A 23,777-nucleotide genomic window follows, 5' to 3' on the forward strand; every position below is an offset into this window, starting at 1 on the left:
TCCTGTAGTCTCCTGATGTATTATGATTACTTATTTTTATATAGAATTTCCAATACCCACCAAAACAACGGATAAAATAATCACAACAATTCCTGATGTTATGGTCCATTTTGTTTTTTGGGTAACACCTTGCCATTCTTTGCGATAAATTCCCCAAAGGTTGGCAGTTAAAATAATAGTAGACATATGTAAAATCCAAGAACTTGCTCCATTTCCTAATTTACTTTCACCCATTCCATAAAAGAAAAATTGTAAAAACCAGATGGTTCCTGCTAATGCAGAGAATAAAATATTATTACGGATTGGTGTACTTTTATTTGTGAAATCTTTGTACGATTTATTTCTGATACTCAAAATGGTAGTCCAAACTAAATTCGTAGCTAAACCACCCCAAAGAATCACCACAAAGGTTACATTATTAGCAAACAAGTGGTCATATCCTGCTGCAACAGCAGCATCTGCTAAAGGCTTTCCCGCTTCTATACCAAAGCTAAAAAAGGAACTTAAAATTCCTGATAAGATTGCAACAATTAATCCTTTTACCAAATTGAACTCTGAAACACTCTTTTTCTTTTCTTCTTCTGATAATTCCTTTTCTTTTAGCATTCCTGCTTTTCCAGAAAGCGCAATACCTAAAAGGCAAACCAAAACTCCGAGTAAAACAACTTGTCCGCCAGTAGAAGATATCATTTCTGTAAACGAAGTTTTACCTTCTTGAGGATTAAAATTATAATAAACAGATGGTACAACAGCACCAAAAGCAGCGCAAAATCCTAAAACTACGGAGTTTCCTAAAGACATTCCTAAATAACGCACTCCTAAACCATAAGACAAACCACCAACACCCCAAAATAATCCCATTAAAAAGGTAATTCCTAAAATAGTATTCGAGCTTGATGCAATAATTTCTACAAAACCTGGTACTGTTAAATAAGCTGCAATGGGTGGCACAATTAACCAAGACATAATACCTCCAAACATCCAGTAGGTTTCCCAAGACCAACCTTTTACTTTATTGTATGGCATATAAAAACTACCTGCTGCTACACCTCCTAATGAATGAAATAAAAGACCTAAAATTGCTTGCATAATTTTGTTATTAGTTTTTGGTTGATAGTTCTTAACAAATACGAACCACGCGTAAATTTAAAATATTCCCCAATTTTTCGATTTTATTAGCAATATGACCTACACCAATAGCACAGTGATGAGATGGACCTTGTTTTGACCACTCGTTTATAAATGCTCTGGCACCTATTGAAAAACGATAACGACTATTTGTATTTCCAATCTGTAACACAGGTCCTTCTACAGATTCGCCTTCTGCAACTAATAAAAATACATCATCTTTACCTTCTACAACAGACAATAAAGTTACAGGCCCATGTTTTACTGTCATTTGAATAGACAACCCTTTACCTGGTTTTCCGTGATAAACTGGTAAAGGCACTAATTGAACATTACCTTCTGCGATTGCGAAATGTGCAGGACCATCGTGACCTAACATCACAATATCATCATTAAAATCCATCGCATAAAATTCAGAAAACGAACCACCAACACCAAAAGCATCCATAATTTTCATGGCTTGTGCGTTCTTTACTTCATATTCTCCTGCAACTGGTACATTTTTACCAGTTAATAAAGTGTTTCCTGCAATGACAGAGGTTACAATATTTTCGTATTCATTAGCAGTTTCACCTTCGTAATAATAGGCTAAAGAACCTAAATCATGATTTGCTACTAGCTTATCTAAAGCTATTGATGTTTTTGCTGCGCGAATAATTTCATCTTCTTCACAAGCGTCAACAACCTCAAATACGTTATTAAATTCTATTATTTTTTCTTCTATTTCAGATGTCGTAACTGCATCTCGATACTTTTTCACTTCACACATTTCAACAATTTCTATATGTGTCCCAAAGGCTGAAGATTGTTTGGTTAAATCAGAATACACATCTAACATACCTGCATAATAATGACCTAAAACACCTAATCTGTTATTTTGCATTATAAAAGCTACTTTCGTCGCATCAATCCAATCCTCAATTTCGTCCCAAACAAATTGTTCGCCTAAATATCCCGTTATAAATTCATAATCAATTCCTGCACGATTAAAAACATTCGCAAATTCTGGCACCGAACAAGCTTGACAATGCGCCAACCATTCTCCTGTCATTTTTCCGCGATCTCCCAACGCATTAAAACTTTCATAATCTATAGCTGCAACTGGTTGTATGTTTAAAATAACTACAGGACATTTTACTTTTTGTACAACAGTCAATACTGTTGATGATAAGGCATACGTTGAGATGTATAAAAACAAGATGTCTACATCCTCTTTTTTTAGTACCTCCGCTTTTTCTCTAGCAACTACAGGAGAATCTACTAAACCAACATTTACAACCTCAGCACCAAAACTTTCCATTTTAGTAGCAATTTGTAGTTGATAACCCTCTAAACGTTCTAATAGTCCTTCAAACTGAGGCCAATAGGTATCCAAACCTACTCCAAACAATCCTACTTTTATCATTATTTAATATATTTTTATTCTAGTTTTAACCTAGTACTTAACTTCACTTTTAACTCTTTAACTAATTCTGGGTATTCTTCTGCTATATTCTTTGTTTCTTTTTCTCTTGTTGTGTGATTATATAATTCTACAAATCCATCCTGATGTAGTGTCATTCTATGCGTTGAAGTTCTGATGGTTGAAGCATTATTTTTATAGGATATAGCATAGTGACCTTTAGCATTTGGGTCTACTAATATTTCTTTTAGAGACGAACCATGAGCATACTCAGGGATTTCAATTTCTGCTAAATCACATAACGTTGGAAAAATATCGACTGTTTCTACAATAGCATCTGTATTTGAACCTTCATGTTTCATTCCTGGGTAATGAATTATTAAAGGAGCATGCAACGATTCCTCAAACAAACTATGTTTACCCCAAATCGCATGCTCTCCTAGATGCCAACCATGGTCTCCCCAAAGTACAACAATAGTGTTTTTATCTGCTCCTGTTTTTTTTAATGCTGCAAGAATTTTACCAACTTGGGCATCTGCATAACTGACACACGCAGCATAATGACGACGCACTTCATTCGCAAATTCAGCATCTTTATTAGGATTTTTACCCCAACGGTTGTATTTCATAAATTCACCAGATCCATGCCATGTTGTTCTTCCTTTCGGTTTTTGAGGATGTTTTATTTCGGGAAGATCAACACCATCATACCTGTCATAATAAGTTTTAGGTGCACCAAAAGGCAGGTGTGGTTTAATAATTCCAACAGCAAGAAAAAATGGTTTTTCATTATTGCTTGCCAGTTCGCGTAGTTGCTTTAAAGCTTCATCTGTAATTGCTCCATCTGGATAAATGTTATCGTTACCTTCTGCTGTTTGAAAAACATCCATACCGCCTGATTTTAATCGAGTCTCACCATCAGCCAATCCATGCATCATTCCTCGTGGGTGTTGCCATTCTGCAACTGGCATCAAATGCTTATCCCACGCATTGGGCATCTCTACTTTTGTGCTATCATTCCAATTTTTTCCACCTCTCCCTCCAGGGTGATGAGATACTTTTCCAATCGAAACCGTTGTATAGCCATATGTTCTGAACCACTCTGGGATACTTTTATCTACTTTTTGAGTGCCTTGTTTTATTTTTTTTGCTCTACTAAAAAGGGCATTGTTTCCAGCTGGCCCATACTGCCCTGTTAATAAGGTATATCTAGATGGACCACAACTTGGTGAGTTTACAAAATGTTTCTGAAATTTAATTCCTTTTTCCGCTAAAGCATCAATATTAGGTGAGTTAATATACTCTGCTCCAAAACTCTTTAACTCTGGACGAAGGTCATCCACACAAATAAGCAGCACATTTGGCTTTTGAACAATTTGTTTTTTTTGACAATTCGTCAACAGGAAAAAAAATAACATAACGAAAAAAATAGGATCTATTTTTTTAAGTATGATTATTATGCTCTTTATCGTTTTCAACAGTCTTTTAAAAATTTATATTTATGTTAAACTTCTATATACAATTCACTTACTTTTTTCAAACGATCTGTATTTATTTCTAGTCCAAAACCTGGTGCTGGTTTAAAGGAATAATAACCATTAGTTTCTTTTTTAGTTGCTGAGCTTTGCAAACATTCTAAATAGATTTTAGAGTCTTCTTTTTTCTCAATCGCTTCTACCCAAGTGGCTCCAACGCCAATCGCTATTTGTTGCCACGCAGAACAAGCTGGACCAACCAAACTATCATCACCTATCATTACTTTTGCACCTATTGCCTTTACTTTATGCGCTAATTTTGCTGTGTGGGTTAAACTTCCCATTGTAGAGGGATGCAAATTATAAATACGTCCCATGCCTTTTTGCATGGTGTTGATACCTTTCCAAGCAGGACGCATAGGAGCATCTGGAATTAATGTTAAATCACCCACCATTTTTTGCAATTGAATCCATTGTGTTGTTTTTAAATGTGCTGGATCTTCAATAGCATTCAGTCCATTTGCACTAAAACGATCTAAAATTTCTTTTAATTTGTCTAATGATTGCCACTTTTTGTAGCCTTTATTTACATCTGAAATCACAACAGCTTCATCTCCTAAAACATCTCTAATGGTTTTAAGAAGTTTCATATCGACAGCTTCATCACCATACATTTTGAATTTCATATGATGGGCTAGATTCTGTTCTATACTTTTTTCGGCTTCTTCTCTAACTTTTTTTTCATCCTTATCTAGAATACAATACAATCCTGGAACTGGATTTGTTCCTGTTAAACCTAGTAATTCAACAGCAGATTTATTTTGCAATCTTCCTGAAACATCTAAAAGTGCCATATCTAAAGACTCTAACATTTTTAATGACCGTTTTGTTCCTAATACCTGTTCTGATGCTAATAGTTTTTGAGCTTCCCCTAATGTTAGTCCTTTAAATTGTTCTAGATATTTAACCCAAGCTGTTGGTTTAAAATCTGGATTATTTTTTGATGCTGGCGTTTCTGTCCAACCATAAAAATCACCTGCAGATATTTTAATAAATAAATGCTGACGATTGTGCCAAGTTCCCCAAGAAAAATAACGAGGTATATTAATATCGTATCGAAATATTTCGATCTTTGTAATCTTTTCGTTTAAATATTCATTTCCATTTTTACTTGCACAAGCAGATAACAAAGGATAGGTTGCACCCAGAATTCCAAGTGCAGACATACTTTTTATAAAGTCGCGTCTATTTGTTTTCAAAAGTGATTTATTTTAAACTAATTGTAAGTGGCATTAACTTCCCAAATACCAGATTGAACTTTAAATTTTAGAAACTTTTCGTTTTCACCATCATGAGTTAAACCTTTAAGAGACTTCTTGTTTTTACCTTTTCTCCAGACCAACTTACCATTAACAAAGACTTCCTTAATTTCCCTATCTTGTTTAGGAACTCCAATAGTTGCTAATGAATTAGCAGGAGATTTTAATGCCAATTGATATGAATTATCCTTTACCTGTAAATCAATAGTAATGTTTCCTTTTACTGTTGGAATCACTTTTTTAAATTGCTTAAAATGTACCAAATTAGGTAATATTTGAAATTCACTCCACCCTACTTTAGTTGGTTCAACTCCTGCTATATATTTTGATAGAATTTTGTTTGACCCATTCCAAGCGTGATTATAACTTCCGCCTTTTGGAAACATTTCATATAAGGTAGACATCGATTTTTTATCTACCTGACTTTGGTACTGTTCTTTCATTCTAGCTAATGAGGCTTTATACCTTCCAGCAATGCACATTGCTTCTTCTGCAAGCCATTCGAAGTGCGGACTAGAATAACGATTTGGAATTAAAACGTTGTCTACAATTTGATTGTGAAATTTTGAATTTGCAATTCCTGAAACAATTGCAATAGCATTAGCTCTATCGTCTTTTAATTTTGCCGCATTTGAACTGTAAAAACCGTCTTTCCAGTATGCTTTTTCAAAGGCGGGTTTCATGGTTTTCATGCGTTTTTCATACCATTTGGCGTGTTTTTCTTCACCTAAAACTTGTGCCATTTCTTTGGCTTTATTTAAAGCCAAGTAATAAAATGCCATTTGTATCGGTTCTTTATCCGCTGTGTTTTTAACACCCCAATCTACCCAATCCCAAGAATCTGGACTTTTCCTTTTACGGTATTCTGGCAATCCGTTTTCTTGCATTGGAAATAATGCTAAATACTCATATACAAATGGATACACCTTTTGTAAGGTTTCTTTGTCGCCCGTATTTAAATAATAAGGCCAAATACTTTGTGCAATAAATTGTAAACTTTGCGCAACCAACTCACGAACTCTTAAAGGACCTAACGCACCTATTACACCATCTTGACTAAAAGACATCGTTTGTAGAATAGCTTTTTTAAGTAGTTGGCGTCCTGCATTATCCATAGAATAAAATAGGTAACCTGTTTGGTCGGCTACATCTCCAATCCAAAGTGCACGTTCTCTATCTGGGCAATCCATAAAATTATCTCGAGCACAAACAAATAAGGTATTATTTCCCATCCACCATAAACGATTATAAAATGGATCATCAATTTCAAATTTACCAACCATTTCGCCTACACTCATCCACCTGTACTTTAAAGCTTTTACTTTAACACCTTTTGGAATGGTATAACGTATTTCATTACCATTCATCCAAGAAAAACTTTCAAACTTCTGAGTTCCTGCTCTAGTGATATAAGTTGCTGTAATTTTATTAAGCCGATTGTCTGTTGTTACAAAAATTGTATCGCCAGCTTTTGCTTCGACTTCTAAATACGGTGTAATTTGTTTATTAGAAGGAAGTTTGCATTTTATAACTTGCCCACTGCTTATAAATGGAAATTGTAAGTCATTATGATTTTTATAATTTTCTAAACCATGGTTTATTAACTGAGGTACAATATTAGGCTCTAGATTATACCAAGGTGCAATACCTGCATTTCCTTTTTCTAAGGATTTTGGCCAATTACTATCATCAAAATTAGAAGTATACCAAGCATTTTTAGACCAATCTCCCATAGACTTTTTAGCATCAAACTGCACAGGATACTGAACTAAAGCTTTACTCGCTGGTGGTATACTATTGCTATAAGCAGGATGTTGTATGGCTTTCCAAGATGCATTAGAAACTAATTTTTGATTTCCAATTTGTGCAGAAAACAAAAGACCTCCTTTTCCACTATCAATATGCGTACCTTTATGTGTTTCTCTTCCCCAAAACCAAACTAATATTGCAATAGTATTGTTACCTTTTTTTAAATAAGGTTGAATATCAATCGTTTCGTACCAAGAGTTTGTAGGTGTTATTTTTTTCTTTCTATTCCAGTCTCCTGCTTGACTTGGGCCTCTTGATAAACCTCCTTCAAAAATCACCATTTCTCCGTTTATCCATAACCAAAACTTGCTATCTACAGCAATATGTGCTTCAACTATTTCCGGAATTTCTTCTACTGCAATTGTTTTTCTAAAACTCATCCATGTGTTAGATGGACCATCTTCTTCTTGCCAAATCCATTGAGCGCCTTCCCAATTTGGCGACGTAGCTGCAAAATTTACTAAGGTTGTAAAAAGAATCGTAAGTAGAAATAAGACTTCTTTTTTATGATTTGATTTGAGCATATTTAATTAATTTTTATCAAAAATTTTAATTTCTTTAATTGAAGGCGCTTGTTTTGCATCAACAATAAAAACCCTAACTTTTGTGGTTTTTATTTGATCAAATTGATGCGTTTTGATTGCACCACAACTGGTTCCTTTTACAATATCTTTCCATTTACCATTTTCTAAATATTGAAGTTTATAAGAAGTGATATTATTTTCATATTCATCAACAACAATCTGATTAAACGTTTGTGGTTTTACCCAATCTACTTCTAAATATTGATTTTTGGTTTCTGTTGCTAACCAACGTGTTTCTTCATCTTCATCATTTACTCTAAAGGCTTCAAAAACGGGTAGTTTTTCTGTTTTAATAAACATTGATGAGGCATTCATTCTTCCTAGTTTCGCAAGATTCTTTAAATCATTTAAAGGTTCAGGAAATTGTGTTACAGGCATTTCATCCACCTTAAAATTGTAAACTCCAGAAGTAACATTATAAATTACATAATTACCAACAGCTTTACTTTTTTCTGCTCCAACGTAAGTGATATTATCCGATTTCTCTGCTAAAAGACCACTTTCACTTATTCCGTCTTTACTTGTTGCTGGTAAATAAACTTTAGCCCTTGTATTTACAGGAATTTCAATGTGAAATGTTGCGCCATTATCTTCTTTTTTCCAGTTTACAACTACGTTTCCATACATCGATTCATAGCTTGTGTTTGCAAAAGTTAAATCGCCAACAGGTGCAGGTTTTACAATCATATTTTGCATTCCTAATTCTTCAGGATTTGGGCGAATTCCGCCAAAACCTTTGATAAAATAACCACCAATTCCTGTGTAACACGTATGTATTTGACTGTTTCCAACTGCAGACCAACGTTCTGGCCAAACTGTTTTGCCTTGTTCTAAAAAATAACCATAACTAGGGTGATGCTTGTCTCTTAACAGCTCGTAAATTAAATCCATACGCTCTCCATACTCTGTAAAATAGCGCGTATAAAGTGCCTGACCAGAGCTTCCTGTATCGTAATACGGAAATTTATACAAGACATTATCTGCCAAATTTGCTGCTACTTTTTCTTTTTCTGATGCTGGTGTTACGCCAGATATTAAGGCAAAAGCTTGATCTACTTGATAGCCTTTTACATATTTTCCAGTTTCTGGATTATATGATAATTTATGTGTCGCTTCTTGTTGAACTTTCAGTCTATCCTTATAAGTTTTAGCATCTTCGGTTTTTCCTAAAACGTCTGCAATATTCATTGCATTTTCTAACATAAACGCATACAAACAGTTGTTAAAATGAATAGCTTCTGGCGAGTTACTACTTGTCCAGAAGTTACCTCTTGGTGTACACCAATCTCCCAATCCCGGGAATTCTCTTAAGCCCTGTTTACCAGCTTTTATGGCTCCTTTTGTTTCGTAATTTGAGTTTTCATACAACCAAGTCATCCATTTTTGCATAGACTTATAATTGTCTTTCAATACTTTTTTATCACCCAACATTCTGTAGGTTTCCCAAACAGTTAGCGGGTTATTTGCTTTCCACATTAAAAACGGACGATCTTCTTCATTAATCACAGCTCGTGTTTTTCCATCTGGCAATTGCGCATCTCTTGTATATTGTAAATACTGATCCATATAAGCGCCACTTTCAAAATTTGGCAAAGCATCACCATACATAGCAGCTACTGTTACTTCTCCCCAACCACGACGTTCACGATGCGGACAATCAACCAAAATACCATCCATAGTATTGGCTAAATAAGTGTTTAAGTTCACTTGATAAATCTGATTTAATTGCTTACTTGAAGATTTAAAACTACTAATCTGCTTACGATTGTTTGTGACAACATAACCTTTTGCATCTTCTATTTTAGGTTGATATTTTAATCCGTGAATGGTAATCCAACGTCCACCTGCGACATTAAATCGATTTTCAAATTTCCCTTTACCTGATTTTCCAAAAATATATTTACTTTTTTGTTTCCAATTCGATTGTACTTCTGTTCTGTCGCTAATTTCAAATAAAATAGAATCGCCTTCTTGCCCTTGATACAAATCCATTTCGAAAAAACCAGTATAATTTTCTCCCATATCAATTCTGTATGTTCCATCATCATTTTTATCAACTCCAATCGCCTTTATTTCTTTAAATTTTACTTGAGACTCTACCATTTGTGCACTCAATTTTGCTTTAATTGGACTGTAAATTGCTCTTACTTCTCTATTTTTTCTGCTATTTAATGCAAAACTGATGTTATTTCCTTCAGGAATTTTCGCATTCAGTTCTTCGTGATTATACACACTGGCATTCATCCAATTACTATCATCATATTTTGATGTATTCCAATCATCTTCTCGTTTTCTATCATCAATGGTTTCTCCACCAAAACGCAAAATATCCCAATCTCCATAATATTCTGTGTGGCTTTTTTTAGTTTTCCAAGAAGTATCTGTTTTTAAAGTAATTTGTTTACCACCTGCTACAATTTCGGCTTGTGCTTTAAATACAAAAGGGATGTTTCTATATTCTCTAATTCTTCGCCAACGAGACCAACCTGCAGCGTGCCAAATGGCAATAACATTGTCTCCTTTTTTTAGTTTATCAGAAATATCATAGGTTAAATAAGCAATCCTTTTTTTCATGTAAGTTGATACAGGATTCATTACATTTTGGGTAATTTTTTCACCATTTACATACAATTCGTGATAGCCAAAAGACCCAACAAACACAAATGCTGATGAAGCTTTATCTGAAAGTGTTACATTTTTTCTGTACCAATTATGGTCTGTTTTTTTCTGATTCTGTTTTAAAATCCAATCACCTTTCCAATCCGATTGTTTTAGTAATCCCATAGAAAACTTTCCTGAATTACTCCAATTAGAAACATTTCCATCTTTATCCCAAACTTTTACTTTCCAATAATACTGCTTTGCAGATACTAGTTCATTACCTTGATAAGTTACATTTACAGACTGATTGGAATCTACCTTACCAGAATCCCAAACATCTGCAATATTTTTATCAAGGTTTTCTAAACTACTAGCTACAAAAATTTGATAAGCTGTTTGTTTTTGTCCTCTAGTTTGATTCGTTTCAAAAAGTTTCCAACTTAAACGAGGTTTTGTATTCTCGATTCCTAATGGATTCTTGCGATATTCACATTTTAAATCGTTTACTTTTATTACTGATGAGGATTCGCATCCATAAAAAACAGCTAAAAGAAAAATTAATATGAATGGATACCTTTTAATCATTTGTAAATTTTTAGACAGGTTTTAAATTTCTGTGATTATTGCATAAATTGTAATAAAATAGAATCAGAAAAAATTAACTTACGGTTATTGAAATTTCTAATTTTTTACTTCCTTTTTCGAAAAATACTTCTAATGGTAAGGCTTCTACCCCTGGAACCATGTTAAAAGTTCTTTTTCCTTCCATTTCTTTTGTCTTTATTGGTGCAGTTGCCTTAATGGTTAACAATCCTTCTGGTTTTTGAATGGTAATTTCGTTCTCATTAATTTTTGAAATAACTTCACTTGAAGGAGAAATTATTGGCAATACAAAAGCAGTTTGTGCTTTGATATCTTGTTGTGTAGTTACTGTAATTTCTGTTTTATCAGCAGTACAATTGTACCCAATATCGAATGCAGCAGCAGTACCTTCAACTTCTTTTCTATCTACATTTTTTAACTTTACGTCTGCTATTAATTCAATAGTTTCGTTTGTATCTTTAGTTGCTACTGTTGCTGGTAAATCGTATAAGTTTGTGTACCAAACCTCGTCTTTAAAAGTTTCAATTCTTGGCGTTAAACAAATATCTTTACCTGGTTGTGGTTGCTGATTGTTTTTTTCTACTAAATGATATTCTGCCATACTTGCAGCACATAAAAGTCCGACTTTGTTGTGATATAAAACTCCTAAAGCCCCACCAGATGCTTGTCTAAAATCGTATTTGTAATGATATTCTGCATCGTAAGCACTTACAGTACCTCTCCAATCTCCTCTTGCAAAAAGATAAACATCTAAATCTTTAAAGTGTTTTACACCATCTGCGGTTGCTCTAGGCAAACTAGCATTTGCATTTATTTCTGGTAAATGATCCCAATGATCTAATAATGCTGCTAAAGGTTTGGCATGTGTAAATGTATGATGTACACACGCTGGAATTCCTGCTTCAATAAAACCAGGACCTCCATGAATTAATCCATCTGTAGTGCAACGTTGTAATAATTCTGTATTTTTTACGGCTGCTGTACCAAATGCTGGATTGATATTTGCCATCATTGCGAATGCTGGCTGACTACCATCACAAGTTCTACTTCCCCAATAACTCCATTTATACATTCTGTTACCCCAACTATTATCCCAAGCACCATCTGGTAACATAAACTCTAAATGACTGTTTAATGATTTGGTTAAGATTTGTAGTAATTCATCATCTTTCTCTTTTATTGCATACATCACCAAACTATTCAATGTTTCCTCAACATTGTAGCCTAAATCTACACCATGTAAACCTTTTTCACTTAGCTTACTTGAGCTTTTTTTACATTCTCCAAATAACAACCCTTCATTTTCTGTAAAATAAGCTTTTACTTGAGTCGCTAAAGTTTTACTCTTCGCTTTAAAATCATCTCTTTTTACAACATTTCCAATTAAATTTAAACCATAAACTGCTGTTCCTGGGTAATTGATATTGGTAAAATCTATAGTAAATGTGTCATAAATATATTGACCTGCTTTTTCCAAACGAAGTGTCCAAGCTTTGCGAGTTTCTTCATCTAAAACATGCCCATGATAATGCAATGCTTCCGCTAAAGCTATTGCACCAAAAATTGTAATTCCTTTCCAAGATTTTGGATTTTTAATTACGGTCCAAGCACCATTTTCTTGAGAGACATTGTTTTCTGCCCAAGTCATTACTAATTTTGCGCCTTCTACATATTTTTGATCACCAGTTTTATCTGCCATGTATAAAAACGGATAGACGGCATCCATACATCGTCCATGAATATGAGAACAAGATGGGCAACCTAATGCACCATGAACATCTAAATTTGATGGATTATTAATTTGAACTTTCAACATACCATCACTCCAATCTTTTAATAAACCTGTGATTAAGTTTTTAAATTCTAAAGAATGTTCTAGTTGATTAGAACAGCCATTTAATATTCCTGACATTGGTAATGATAAACCTACAGCTGCAAATGCAGAGAGTTGTAGAAAGTTACGTCTTTTCATTCTAAATATATTTTATGAATTATGAAATTATGAAGATTAAGTTTAATCTGTATCCTGTTTTATCCTGATTAATTTAAAATAAAAAAAGCCAGAAGAATATTCTTCTGGCTTTTTTATTAAGATAAAATTATAATTTACTTAATTATAAGTTTTTTGCGATACACTTTATTGTTGTCTTTTGTAGTAACTTTTACAAAATAGACTCCTTGCTTAAATCTATTATAGTTGTTTATTTGAATTTTGTTTTCATTTACTTCTTTAGTAAAGATAAGTTTTCCTATGAGGTTAAAAATTTCAACTTTTGAACTGTTTAAATTGCTAATTTCTATGGTGAAATCTTCTTTAGCCGGATTTGGATATACTTTTATTGATTTTGACAACAACTCTTCTTCACTTATACTTAATGATTGACTTGTAGGAATCGCTTCCCAAAAACTTCTTTGGTCACTATCAGAAGCAGCAATATTAGAAACGCTACCATCTTCTTCATGATATAAAAACCTTCCATTGTTTCTAGCTTCAAATCTAAATACATTCTCAGTTCCAGTGTCGCGTATAGTCCATACTTTATCGCTATCAGAAGCAGGTGCAGCTTTTGATGTACTAACTACTCCTCCTGTTCCTAAAGCTCTTATTATTCCAAAACTTTCACTATCTATATTAAAATAATCTCCAGATTTCACAAAAGTCCAATGAGTATTCGTTGCATCTCCAGAATCTGTCATTGTAACTGGTGTTGCACTGGAACCGGCATCTGTTAAAAATTTGCCTGTTGCTACATTTCTTAATCTAAAAATATCATCAGAAGGCTCTGCTACATTGCTATCTTCTTTTTCTACTTTTTGATATGTAGTGTTTGCCCATCTAAACTGAGCTCTACCTCCTTTAACTCGATACGCACCATATCTTATCCCCGATTCTAAACCTCTTTCAGGTTCTGGAATGTTATAATTAAAAGCTTCTCCTCCAATTATAGCATCACAATAATGTATTTTTTTTGTTGGATCATTTGGATCTGCTCTAAAACCAACTTCTAATTGAAAATCAACTTCTTCATTTTTATTTACTCTTTTTAGAAAAACAACTTCTCTTCCACTGCCTTCTCCTCCTCTTTCTAAAATACGTTCTGCATATATATTAAAAGCTACTTGTTTATCTGCATTAATACCAGTCCCATAAACTGCTTTTGCTAAATACAAGCAAATTGCTGGGTCATTAGAACCACCACCGCCAGAGTGTTTTCCTTTTGCTTGTGCTAAATAACTTCCATCTTGGCTACCAGTTCCATTACCTGATAATTCACCTACTTCTAGAATTCTAAAAGTTCCGTTAAATCTTGCAAAACTACCCACACCAGTTTCTCCAGATCTTGGCATAGAACGCTCTATTCTTGGTTGTAATGTAGCGCCATCCCAATGGTTAGAACCAGCAGTAATATTGTAAACACCCCACGTTTTATTATTTACAGTACTTTCTGAATAATCAGAATAACAACTTCTATCATCTGCAGTTCCTACATTTACAGGATTAGATATATCTACATTTCTAGTACTATTATTTTCAAATTCTCCAGAGGATGGACAATTAAGATCTGTACTTGTATCTTCGTCTGAAGCTGCTTCTACGGCAACTTCTACGAAAGGAATTAGTTTCCAATTACTTCTGTTATCTGAATCTGCTGCAATAGCATGAGTTACAGTACCATTTTCTTCATGATACAAAAACCTACCTGATGTTCTAGAGCCAAATCTGTAAGTATCATCTGTTTGATTATGAAATATAGTCCATGTTTTATCTGTATCTGAAGCCGGTGAACTTTTAGTTGTACTAACAACTACATAAGCACCTCCAGGACCACCCGCACCAGGAGCACGAAGTATTCCTAAAACTTCACTATCTATATTGTAAAAAGAGCCACTTTGTACAAATTTAAAATGGGTACTTACATTTTCTCTTGAATCTGACATCGTTACAGCAGATGCACTTGAACCTGCATCTGTTAAATATTTTCCTGTTGCTACATTTTGTAACCTAAAAACACCATCAGAAGGTGGCGCATCTTGTGCAAAAGCACAAAACGTAAATAAAACAATAACAAAAAATAGTATTGATTTGAAAGTATTATTCTGAATTCCTTTTATTAACATAAGTTTTATAAATCGTTATTAGTATGGTAAAGTTTCGTAAAAAATTTTAATTTACCATCCTGACCTATCCTGACCTTAAAGTATTTATTAAATTAAAGCATCAAATATTTAAACTACTTGCATATTTTTATATGATTTAATTTTTATTTTTTGATATATCATATTTCAAAATATACTCTAAATATGCCTTACCATCTATATCTCCCTTAATTTTTTTATCTAAAAACTGAAGTTCATTACCATCACCTAGATACATGTAAACATTAGTTTTATTTGCCTTAATTAAAGTTCTAACAATCGCAAATCTACCCGTAAAAACAATATTAAATTTCGGTAATTTTAAAGTTGTTGTATCGTTATCATTTGACAATATAATATCATGAATTTCTTGTCCATCTACCTTAGAAATAACTTTTACTCCAATAACTTTGTTATCAATAATAATGTTTTCTGTTCTTTTTACTGTTGGCTTATTACTTTTAGAGGGTTCGTAAATCGCAATAAAAGGTTTATTCCAAGCTTCACCGTATTTACGCATTATAAAAACCTGAGTGTCTTTTTTATCATATCCGTTACTTACATCTTGTGTTGGTGGTGCAAGTACAGCACTATATTCTTTTGTAACACCTCCAGGAATACTCATGTGTAAATAATCTTTTGTAACCTGTAAATCAAACCTTGTAGTAACAGGATCGCTGGTTAATAAAGATGTTTTAGCATCAGAAAACCACCTCCAACCTGGTTGTTTTCTTGCATCTCCTGAATCATTTTGAAATCTGTTTGGAGTATCTACCATAAACAAATTATTATTTTTCGATTTTATTTGCATTTTATCTCCTAAACCATGAAATAAATAATCGTGAAAATTATTTTTAGTCGTTGAAACTGATCTAAAAATATCGACATAATAACCAGAAGTTGCGCTAGTTCTTACAATGCTATTAGTACGTTGCTGATTTACATTATTAATAACATCACCTAAAAACTGCGTAGAAAAACTAAAATTTTGTGCAATAGCATTTACATACGGTTTTGGCTCTGAAGCTTTTAAAACCACAGGATTTACAATATTTTGCCATGTACTATTCCCATTTATTTTAGAGCCTCTACCAGAAGTACCATTTACAATAATTGTATTATGTGCTGCATAAGAAACAGCGTATTGTTCATGAAGTTTAGATCCATAACCACTAGCAGATCCTCCGTAATCTGGTCCAATAACATATCCTGATCCGTACAACTCCATATCCAAGCCTGATGCGTGCGCATGAACATAAGTACCGCCACCAGTGTAATACATTAAACCATTCTGTTTATCATCTTTACCAGAATAATTACGTTGCATTACAATACCTGCGTGAGTTGCTTTTACAGTTCTATATTTAGGCTCACCAGCATCACTTACTAAAGTATCAATATTTACACCCCACAATAACTGTAATGGATTGTTCCATTCTAATCTTTGATTTTTTATTATTGGATTGTAGCCACCTTCTTCTTTATAAATTTCTTGTAATACAGTAGCTGCTCTATTTTTTAACGCCGTATATCCTTTTCTTTCTGCAATTTTTAAAACATTTCTATAAATATGAGCATGATTGGTAAAACTTCTACCAATGTCTCCGTAAGCCATAGTTGCACCGTTTGGATATAAAAAGTTTTCATAAATAAAAACACTTTCTAAAATGTCTTTATGATTATCTATAATCTTTAAATTTGGTTGATATCTATCCATAATATTCATTAACTGAATAAATAAAGCATGAGTAAACTTACCATAACCTGCAGATTCTGGCCATAAGCGATCTTCTTTACTAAATCTATTTAACATCCAATTAATTCCTGGTTGCCTAGACCTTGCCAGTCCATTTAAAATTTTATCAAAAAAACGGTCTCTTGCTATTTTATTATCCATGCAAATTATAGCGTACAAAGCACCCGGAAGTTCTAAAACAGGATGATTGGAATTATTACCACCCAATTTTATTACATTATTTGCCATCACTTCAAAAGCTTTTTGGGCAATTTTAAAATTAAAACGCACTTTATTTTTAGTACTTATATCATAAACTTTTGTACTTGGGTTAGTTAAATAGGGCTGTACAAAATCGTATATCATTGCTACTCTCGGAAAATGTTCTCTTGTTTGTATTAAATGATTAAACTTTTTATGGTAAAACTTTAATTTTAAAGGATCTTTATTACTTATCATTTTTACATATTGATATACTATATCTGATGCTATTTGGGCATATTTTTCATCTTCTGTTAGATAATAAAGTATTGCACATTCTACACCATCATTTAATATTGTTCTATGTATTTTTCTATCTCCGGGTAAATTAGGTATTAAATTTATTTCTTCTGATGGATTTTTCGCATGATTTAAATATTTAGAAGATTGATTTTTTTTCAATTGACTAAACAAACTATTGGCCCAAGTATATTTCGAAATATTATCTAAAATACCATTTCTATCTTTTGGTGAAACCCAAATACGAGGATGTTTTAAAGTGTCTAATAACACTTCTTTTTCTGTTAAATGAGCAATCATATTTACATTTATACTCGAAAAATTAGAACTCTTAGCTAACACAGCACTTGAAAAACATAAAATTATAAACGAAAAAATCAGCTTTTTAAACATTTTAAAACATATTTATTTAACACCTAAAGTTAACCTATCTAAACAATAAATTAATCCTGCAGAGTCTTAAGGCTTAAACATAAAAAAGCCTCTTATAAATAAAATTATAAAAGGCTTTTTTTTGAATTAAATAGAGTTTCTATTTTACTGTTAATATCGCTTTATGTAAATCTTTTTCTAAGGATGATGCTCCAACTGAAATTGTAAATGTACCTGGTTCTACCACTTTTTTCATTTGTTGATTTAAAATATTTAATTCATCAAAACCTAAGGTAAAAGTTACTGTTTTAGTTTCTCCTGGTTCAAGCGAAATACGTTCAAAACCTTTTAGCATTTTGTTGTAACGTCCAACAGAAGCGTAATCGTCTCTAACATACATTTGTACCACTTCATCTCCAGCTCTTTTTCCTGTATTGGTTACATCTACAGAAACTGTTGTGCTTTCGTCTTTAGAAATTGAAGCATTTTTAAATTTTGGTTTACTGTATGTAAACGTTGTGTAACTTAACCCATATCCAAAAGGAAACAACGGAGATTTGTCGGCATCTTTAAACAACCCTTTACCAGATCCAATAAAATCTGGTCTTTGTAAATAAGTAACAGGAACTTGACCTACAGACCTCGGAAAAGAAACTGTTAATTTTCCTCCTGGATTCACATCGCCAAAAATAGCATCTGCAATGGCATCTCCAGAACGCATACCTAAATACCACGTTTCTAAAATTGATGGAATATTTTCTGCAACATAGTTAATGGACAAAGGTCTTCCATTAATTAAAACAGCCACAACTGGCTTACCTGTTTTATGAATTGCTTTTACCAATTCTTTTTGCACACCATACAAATCTAAATTAGCTCTATCTACACCTTCGCCGCCAGTTTTTCTAGAACCACCAATAACTAAAATAACAGCATCAGATTTTTTTGCAGCTGCAATTGCTTTTGGAAAACCTGCTTTAGAATTGCTTAATAAATCACAACCTTTGGCATAATTAATTTTTACTTTATCGCCAACTTTAGCTCTTATTCCGTCTAAAGCAGAAACATAAAATGGAGGTAAGCCAGAATAACCTCCTAATAAAGAATATGTTCCTTTTTTAGGTTTTTCTTCATGAGCATTTGGTCCAATTACAGCTAACGATTTTATTTTAGACATGTCTAAAGGCAATGTATTATTATCATTTTTTAATAAAATAATTGCTTTTTTAGCCATTTCATAAGAAAATTCTTGATGTTCTTTTCTACCTGCGTTAATCGTTTTTGTGTCAATCTCTTTTGGTTCAGAATCAAATAAACCCAATTGATATTTTGCTTTTAAAATACGAGATGTTGCTTTGTCTATATACTTTTCTAAATCAGGATTCTTAGTTATCGTATCTTTTAAAACTTTGGTATTATATGCTGCTAACATCTCATTCTTTCCAATAACTAAGTCCATATCAACACCAGCTTTTAAACCTAAAATAGCCGATTCTGTTCTAGTTTCTGCAATAAAATGCATGGTTCCTAAACGGGCAACATCATTATTATCAGAAACAATAAAACCATCAAAACCTAATTCATCACGTAAAATATCCTTTAGCAACCAAGTGTTCATGTGGTTTGGAACGCCATTATAATCTTGATGCCCAGGCATAACAGCACCAACTTTTGCTTCTTTTATTGCAGCCTCAAAAGGTGGTAAATAAACCTCTCTTAATCTTCGCTCAGACATATCACTAAAACCACCGTTAATTCCACGTCTGTTTTCTGGATAGCCAATAAAATGCTTTGCAGTTGCAATTACATGATTTTCATCAAATCTTTCCTTACCCATTCCTTGTAAACCTTGTATAAATGCAACACCCATTCTAGACACTAAATAAGGATCTTCTCCGTAAGATTCTTCTACACGACCATATCTTGGATCACCAGAAATTACATCTAAATTAGGTGAATAGGTGTGTGTAACGCCTAAAGTTCTAGCTTCTAAAGCGGTTTGTGAAGCCATTTTTTTAACCAACTCTGGTTGCCAAGTAGAAGCAGCGGCAATTGCCTGTGGATACACGGTTGTATTACCATAATAATCTAAAACAAGCCAAACACCATGTAATGCTTCTGCATATTTCATATACGGGATTCCTAATCTTTCGTTTGCAGGAGCATCTTGGGTCATTTCTGCAATTTTTTCTTCTAAAGTCATTTGACTTAATAAGTCGTTCACCTTGCTAGTAATTTCATCATCTTCTTTGCTATTAGAACTATTAGCTTCAGTAGATGTACATGCATTAAATAGATTTAATAGAAATACTAAAAGAACTAATTTGATAGCAGTTATATTTTTCATCATCTTATTTGTTGATTGATTTATTAAATTCTAAATTATATTGTAAGTTATTATAGTCTATAAATTTACTTTTATACAAAGTAATATCTATCCTGTGTAGTCCTGATTTACTTTTACAACTAACAATATTAAAGTACTTAACACCGTTTATTTAAAGCAAAAAAATCGAGGATTTTACCCTCGATCTTAATATTTTTTTTGAAATTATTTACTTCAATTTTAATATTTCACTACCAGCCAATAAGTACGCACCAGTACCAAAATTTTGCCAACTATCTGCAGATGCAGGTTCTGGAAAAGCACCAATATTTTGTACCCAACCTACTCTACCATCTTCGTGTTGGCAAGCAGCTAAACCACTCCATGCTTTTTTTACTGCAGAAGTATGTTTTTTGTCTAATAAACCATTGTTAATACCCCAAGCTAAAGCAAATGTGTAAAAACCACTTCCACTTACTTCTCCATGATTATAAGATTCCGGACTTAACAAACTTGTTCTCCATAAACCATCTTCTGGTTGAATTTCTAATATTTTAGCTGCCATTTCTTTATAAAGGCTTACATAAAAATCTCTGTGTTCATAATCTTTTGGCATATCATCTAAAAGTAACGCCAAACCACCAATTACCCAGCCATTTCCTCTAGACCAAAATACTTTTTTACCATTTGGTTCTTTTCTATCATCTTTTGTTCCTTTCCAAACAAAACGCATATCTCTTGCAAATAAATTTTCTTCTTTATCATACAATCTATTATATGCTTCCATATAATATTTATGCATTGCTTCTAAGTATTTAGGTTGCTTTGTATGTTTTGCATATAAATTAACTACTGGAGGAGCCATAAATAAAGCATCACACCACCACCATAAAATAGTTTTGTCTTCTTTACTTTTGTTTGTACCTGCTTTCCAGTTATTATCTTCAAATAAATGCGTGTCTAAAAACTTTTTTGTAGGTTCTAAATCTGCAAAATTTCTTCTTTTTTCGTTTCTAGCAACATATAAATAGCTATACGAAATGGCTACATCATCTGCATGATGTAAGCGATTGTAAGTTTGCCACTTATTCCAATATGCCTGGTTTTTAAGTGCAGCCATATACATCATGTTTTTAGTTGTTTTGTGTGCTCTTGCAACACCTGTATAGTAGGCTCCTGCTGTCCAATCTGTAGGTGCAATTGCAAAAATAGGATGCGCCTCTTGCCATTCTAGGGCTTTTATCATCGATTTTTTTATTGCTGTATGATCTAAATTAGCACTTTTTTCAGCAACTGCTGTTTGCGATTTAGAGCAACTAATAAGCGTTAAAACACTTAATAAAACTACTATTGATTTTTTCATTATCGACTATTTTTTTAATTTGAATTTTGCTTCTAGATATTGATTTGAAGAAGTACCTATTTTAACAGTATAATCTCCAGCTTCTAATACTTTTTGCATAGAAATGCCTGTAAATTCTAACATTTTAGGTGTAATTTTAAAAGATATCGTTTTACTTTCGCCTGCAGCAAATTCAATCTTCTGAAATCCTTTTAATTCTTTATCTGGTCTTGTTACAGATCCAATTTCATCTTTAAGATACATTTGTATTACTTCCTTAGCTTTTACTTTGCTGTTGTTAGTAACTGTTACACTTGCAGTAATTTCTGTATCTGGTGTAATTTCTGAACTTGATAATTTAATATCAGAATATTCGAAATCACCATAACTTAAACCATGTCCAAAAGGATAAATTGGTCCTTTTTCTAAAAATAAATATTCTTTTTTATAGTTGATTTCTTTCATACTATAATGGTAAGGTAACTGACCTATTGATCTTGGAATAGTTACGGGAGATTTTCCTGAAGGAGAAACATCTCCAAAAATAATTTTAGCAGTAGAATGATCTCCAAATTCACTTAAATCCCATGTATCTAAAATTGCATCTGCTTCTTTTGCAATTGTGTTTATAGATAATGTTCTTCTGTGTTTTAATACTACAATTACTTTTTTCCCTAAAGCAGTGATTTTTTCTACCAATTCATCTTGTGGGCCAACAGGATCTATAGTTGCTCTGTCTCCTAAAGTACTATTACTAAAATATGCTTCTTTCGCTGTAAATTTATCGCCTCCTAAAAACAACACAACCACATCAGATCGTTTTGCAATATTTACCAATTTAGCAATCGCTTTTGGATCTCTATTTAATAATTCTGGAGCACCACCTTTTTCGTTAGTTAAATTAAACCCTTTTTCTGCGGTGAATTTTACATTGCTATTTCCAACTGCAGACTCAAACATTTCTTTGGTATTCTCTTTTAATAAAGGACCTAAAAGAGCAACTTTTGTTGATCTATTTTTATTTAAAGGCAACGTATTTTCTTCATTCTTTAATAAAATAATAGATTCTAAATCAGATTCTTTTGCCAATTCTAAAGAAGATGCTGCACGAACTCCTTTTTTAGTTTCTTCTAAATCTATGTAAGGATTATCAAACAAACCTAAGATAAACTTTGTTCTTAAAACACGTTTAACAGATCGGTCAATCAACTTCATTAATTCAGGATTTTTTTCTACCATTTTTGGTAAATAAGAATACGAATCTTCTGCATATAAATCGATATCTATACCTGCTTCTAGCCCCATTTGTGCAGCAGCTTCTGGAGATTCTGCAACACCCATAAAGTAAAATAAACGTGCAATATCATTAGAATCTGAAACCACATAACCTTCAAAACCCCAATCATCTCTTAAAACTCCTGTTAACAACTCTGGATTTCCATGACTTGCTACTCCATTTAAATCTCCATGAGAAGCCATAATTCCTAATGTTTTTGCTTCTTTTACAGCCGCTTCAAAAGGCGGATAGATTTCGTCTATTAATGTTCTTTCAGAAATTTCTATTGCAGCAAAATTAGAACCTCCTAACACTTGGCCATAACCTGCAAAATGTTTTGCAACAGCACCAATATGTGTTCCTGCGCCTAAACCTTCGTAATTTCCTTGCACACCAATAATGGCATTTTTAACCATTTGAGTTGTTAGATAAGTATCTTCTCCAAAGGCTTCACTCATTCTACCAAAACGAGGATCTCTAACAATATCTGCTTCTGGGGAATGGCACATGTGCATACCTCTTAAACGTGCTTCTCTACCAACAACATCCCATTGTCTTTGCACTAATTCTGGATTAAAAGATGCTGCAGACGTCATTGGGCGACCAAACAAAGTACAACCATCAGCATCTACACCATTGTAAGATTCTGTAACAAATAAAGCAGGTATGCCCCATCTGTTATTCTCTATAATATACTTTTGCAACTCGTTATTCATTTTGGCTGCAGCCACAGGATCTATATGTTCTCCCGGATTTTTTATTCCAGCAATACCTAATTTTAGTTTTTTAATTACTCTTTTAGATAATTTTAAATTTCCATTTTCGTCTGGTTTTGCACCAATATTGGCATGAAAAATTCGCATTTGTGCTACTTTTTCTTCTGTAGACATTAGCGGAAGTAGTGCGTCAACTCTTTCATCTATTGATAAAGATTTATCTTTATAATCTTTTTCTTTTGATGATGAATCTCCACATGCATAAAAGAGAACTGCGATTAAAGATAAAATTAGTAATTTCTTCATGTATTGTTTTATTTTGAAATTGAATTGATTCGTATTTGATTTTTTATTAATCCTTCTAAAGAAAAATAAAAATAATTTTTATACTAAAAAAAGGTATCCTGTACTATAATGGTATTTAAAGTACAAGAAACCTTAACTTTTTCTT

At 32.9% G+C, this 23,777-nt stretch carries 12 protein-coding genes; all 12 read right to left on the reverse strand.

Going from position 1 to position 23,777, the window contains the following annotated elements; all coding sequences use genetic code 11:
- Window positions 1–36: 36 nt before the first annotated feature.
- Window positions 37–1,089, reverse strand: coding sequence for an L-rhamnose/proton symporter RhaT (rhaT, locus tag B5464_RS05950; protein ID WP_079737610.1), 1,053 nt, complete (start codon window positions 1,087–1,089; stop codon window positions 37–39).
- Window positions 1,090–1,120: 31 nt separating this feature from the next.
- Window positions 1,121–2,533 (reverse strand): L-fucose/L-arabinose isomerase family protein, encoded by a 1,413-nt coding sequence (locus B5464_RS05955; protein WP_079737611.1) that lies wholly within the window; start codon window positions 2,531–2,533, stop codon window positions 1,121–1,123.
- 14 nt (window positions 2,534–2,547) lie between these two features.
- Window positions 2,548–3,948, reverse strand: coding sequence for a sulfatase (locus tag B5464_RS05960; RefSeq protein WP_079737612.1), 1,401 nt, complete (start codon window positions 3,946–3,948; stop codon window positions 2,548–2,550).
- Between the two features lie 86 nt (window positions 3,949–4,034).
- Window positions 4,035–5,264: a mandelate racemase/muconate lactonizing enzyme family protein gene (locus B5464_RS05965; RefSeq protein ID WP_154066942.1), complete on the reverse strand. Its 1,230-nt coding sequence runs from the start codon at window positions 5,262–5,264 to the stop codon at window positions 4,035–4,037.
- Window positions 5,265–5,281: 17 nt separating this feature from the next.
- The gene (locus B5464_RS05970) at window positions 5,282–7,657 is read right to left on the reverse strand and encodes an alpha-L-rhamnosidase C-terminal domain-containing protein (protein ID WP_079737614.1); all 2,376 of its coding nucleotides are present in this window, start codon (window positions 7,655–7,657) and stop codon (window positions 5,282–5,284) included.
- 6 nt (window positions 7,658–7,663) lie between these two features.
- Entirely contained in the window at window positions 7,664–10,903 is a 3,240-nt protein-coding gene (locus B5464_RS05975; RefSeq protein WP_079737615.1) for a family 78 glycoside hydrolase catalytic domain, read from the reverse strand.
- A gap of 73 nt (window positions 10,904–10,976) precedes the next feature.
- The gene (locus B5464_RS05980; RefSeq protein ID WP_079737616.1) at window positions 10,977–12,893 is read right to left on the reverse strand and encodes a hypothetical protein; all 1,917 of its coding nucleotides are present in this window, start codon (window positions 12,891–12,893) and stop codon (window positions 10,977–10,979) included.
- Window positions 12,894–13,027: 134 nt separating this feature from the next.
- On the reverse strand, window positions 13,028–15,040 hold the full coding sequence (locus B5464_RS05985) for an RICIN domain-containing protein (protein ID WP_079737617.1): 2,013 nt from the start codon (window positions 15,038–15,040) through the stop codon (window positions 13,028–13,030).
- Window positions 15,041–15,176: 136 nt separating this feature from the next.
- On the reverse strand, window positions 15,177–17,594 hold the full coding sequence (locus B5464_RS05990; RefSeq protein WP_172830863.1) for a heparinase II/III family protein: 2,418 nt from the start codon (window positions 17,592–17,594) through the stop codon (window positions 15,177–15,179).
- Window positions 17,595–17,826: 232 nt separating this feature from the next.
- Entirely contained in the window at window positions 17,827–20,016 is a 2,190-nt protein-coding gene (locus B5464_RS05995) for a beta-xylosidase (protein ID WP_231963659.1), read from the reverse strand.
- Between the two features lie 205 nt (window positions 20,017–20,221).
- A complete protein-coding gene (locus B5464_RS06000; RefSeq protein ID WP_079737620.1) occupies window positions 20,222–21,355 on the reverse strand; it encodes a glycoside hydrolase family 105 protein in 1,134 nt (377 codons plus the stop codon).
- Window positions 21,356–21,361: 6 nt separating this feature from the next.
- Window positions 21,362–23,632 (reverse strand): glycoside hydrolase family 3 N-terminal domain-containing protein, encoded by a 2,271-nt coding sequence (locus B5464_RS06005; protein WP_079737621.1) that lies wholly within the window; start codon window positions 23,630–23,632, stop codon window positions 21,362–21,364.
- Between the last annotated feature and the right edge of the window lie 145 nt (window positions 23,633–23,777).

This window comes from Polaribacter sp. KT 15, from assembly GCF_900143115.1.
Taxonomy (GTDB): domain Bacteria; phylum Bacteroidota; class Bacteroidia; order Flavobacteriales; family Flavobacteriaceae; genus Polaribacter; species Polaribacter marinaquae.

Bases quoted from the DNA above. Each gene is read 5' to 3' on its own strand.
- rhaT (WP_079737610.1), bottom strand. From the start codon at position 1,089: ATGCAAGCAATTTTAGGTCTTTTATTTCATTCATTAGGAGGTGTAGCA.
- B5464_RS05955 (WP_079737611.1), bottom strand. From the start codon at position 2,533: ATGATAAAAGTAGGATTGTTTGGAGTAGGTTTGGATACCTATTGGCCT.
- B5464_RS05960 (WP_079737612.1), bottom strand. From the start codon at position 3,948: ATGTTATTTTTTTTCCTGTTGACGAATTGTCAAAAAAAACAAATTGTT.
- B5464_RS05970 (WP_079737614.1), bottom strand. From the start codon at position 7,657: ATGCTCAAATCAAATCATAAAAAAGAAGTCTTATTTCTACTTACGATT.
- B5464_RS05975 (WP_079737615.1), bottom strand. From the start codon at position 10,903: ATGATTAAAAGGTATCCATTCATATTAATTTTTCTTTTAGCTGTTTTT.
- B5464_RS05980 (WP_079737616.1), bottom strand. From the start codon at position 12,893: ATGAAAAGACGTAACTTTCTACAACTCTCTGCATTTGCAGCTGTAGGT.
- B5464_RS05985 (WP_079737617.1), bottom strand. From the start codon at position 15,040: ATGTTAATAAAAGGAATTCAGAATAATACTTTCAAATCAATACTATTT.
- B5464_RS05990 (WP_172830863.1), bottom strand. From the start codon at position 17,594: ATGATTGCTCATTTAACAGAAAAAGAAGTGTTATTAGACACTTTAAAA.
- B5464_RS05995 (WP_231963659.1), bottom strand. From the start codon at position 20,016: ATGATGAAAAATATAACTGCTATCAAATTAGTTCTTTTAGTATTTCTA.
- B5464_RS06000 (WP_079737620.1), bottom strand. From the start codon at position 21,355: ATGAAAAAATCAATAGTAGTTTTATTAAGTGTTTTAACGCTTATTAGT.
- B5464_RS06005 (WP_079737621.1), bottom strand. From the start codon at position 23,632: ATGAAGAAATTACTAATTTTATCTTTAATCGCAGTTCTCTTTTATGCA.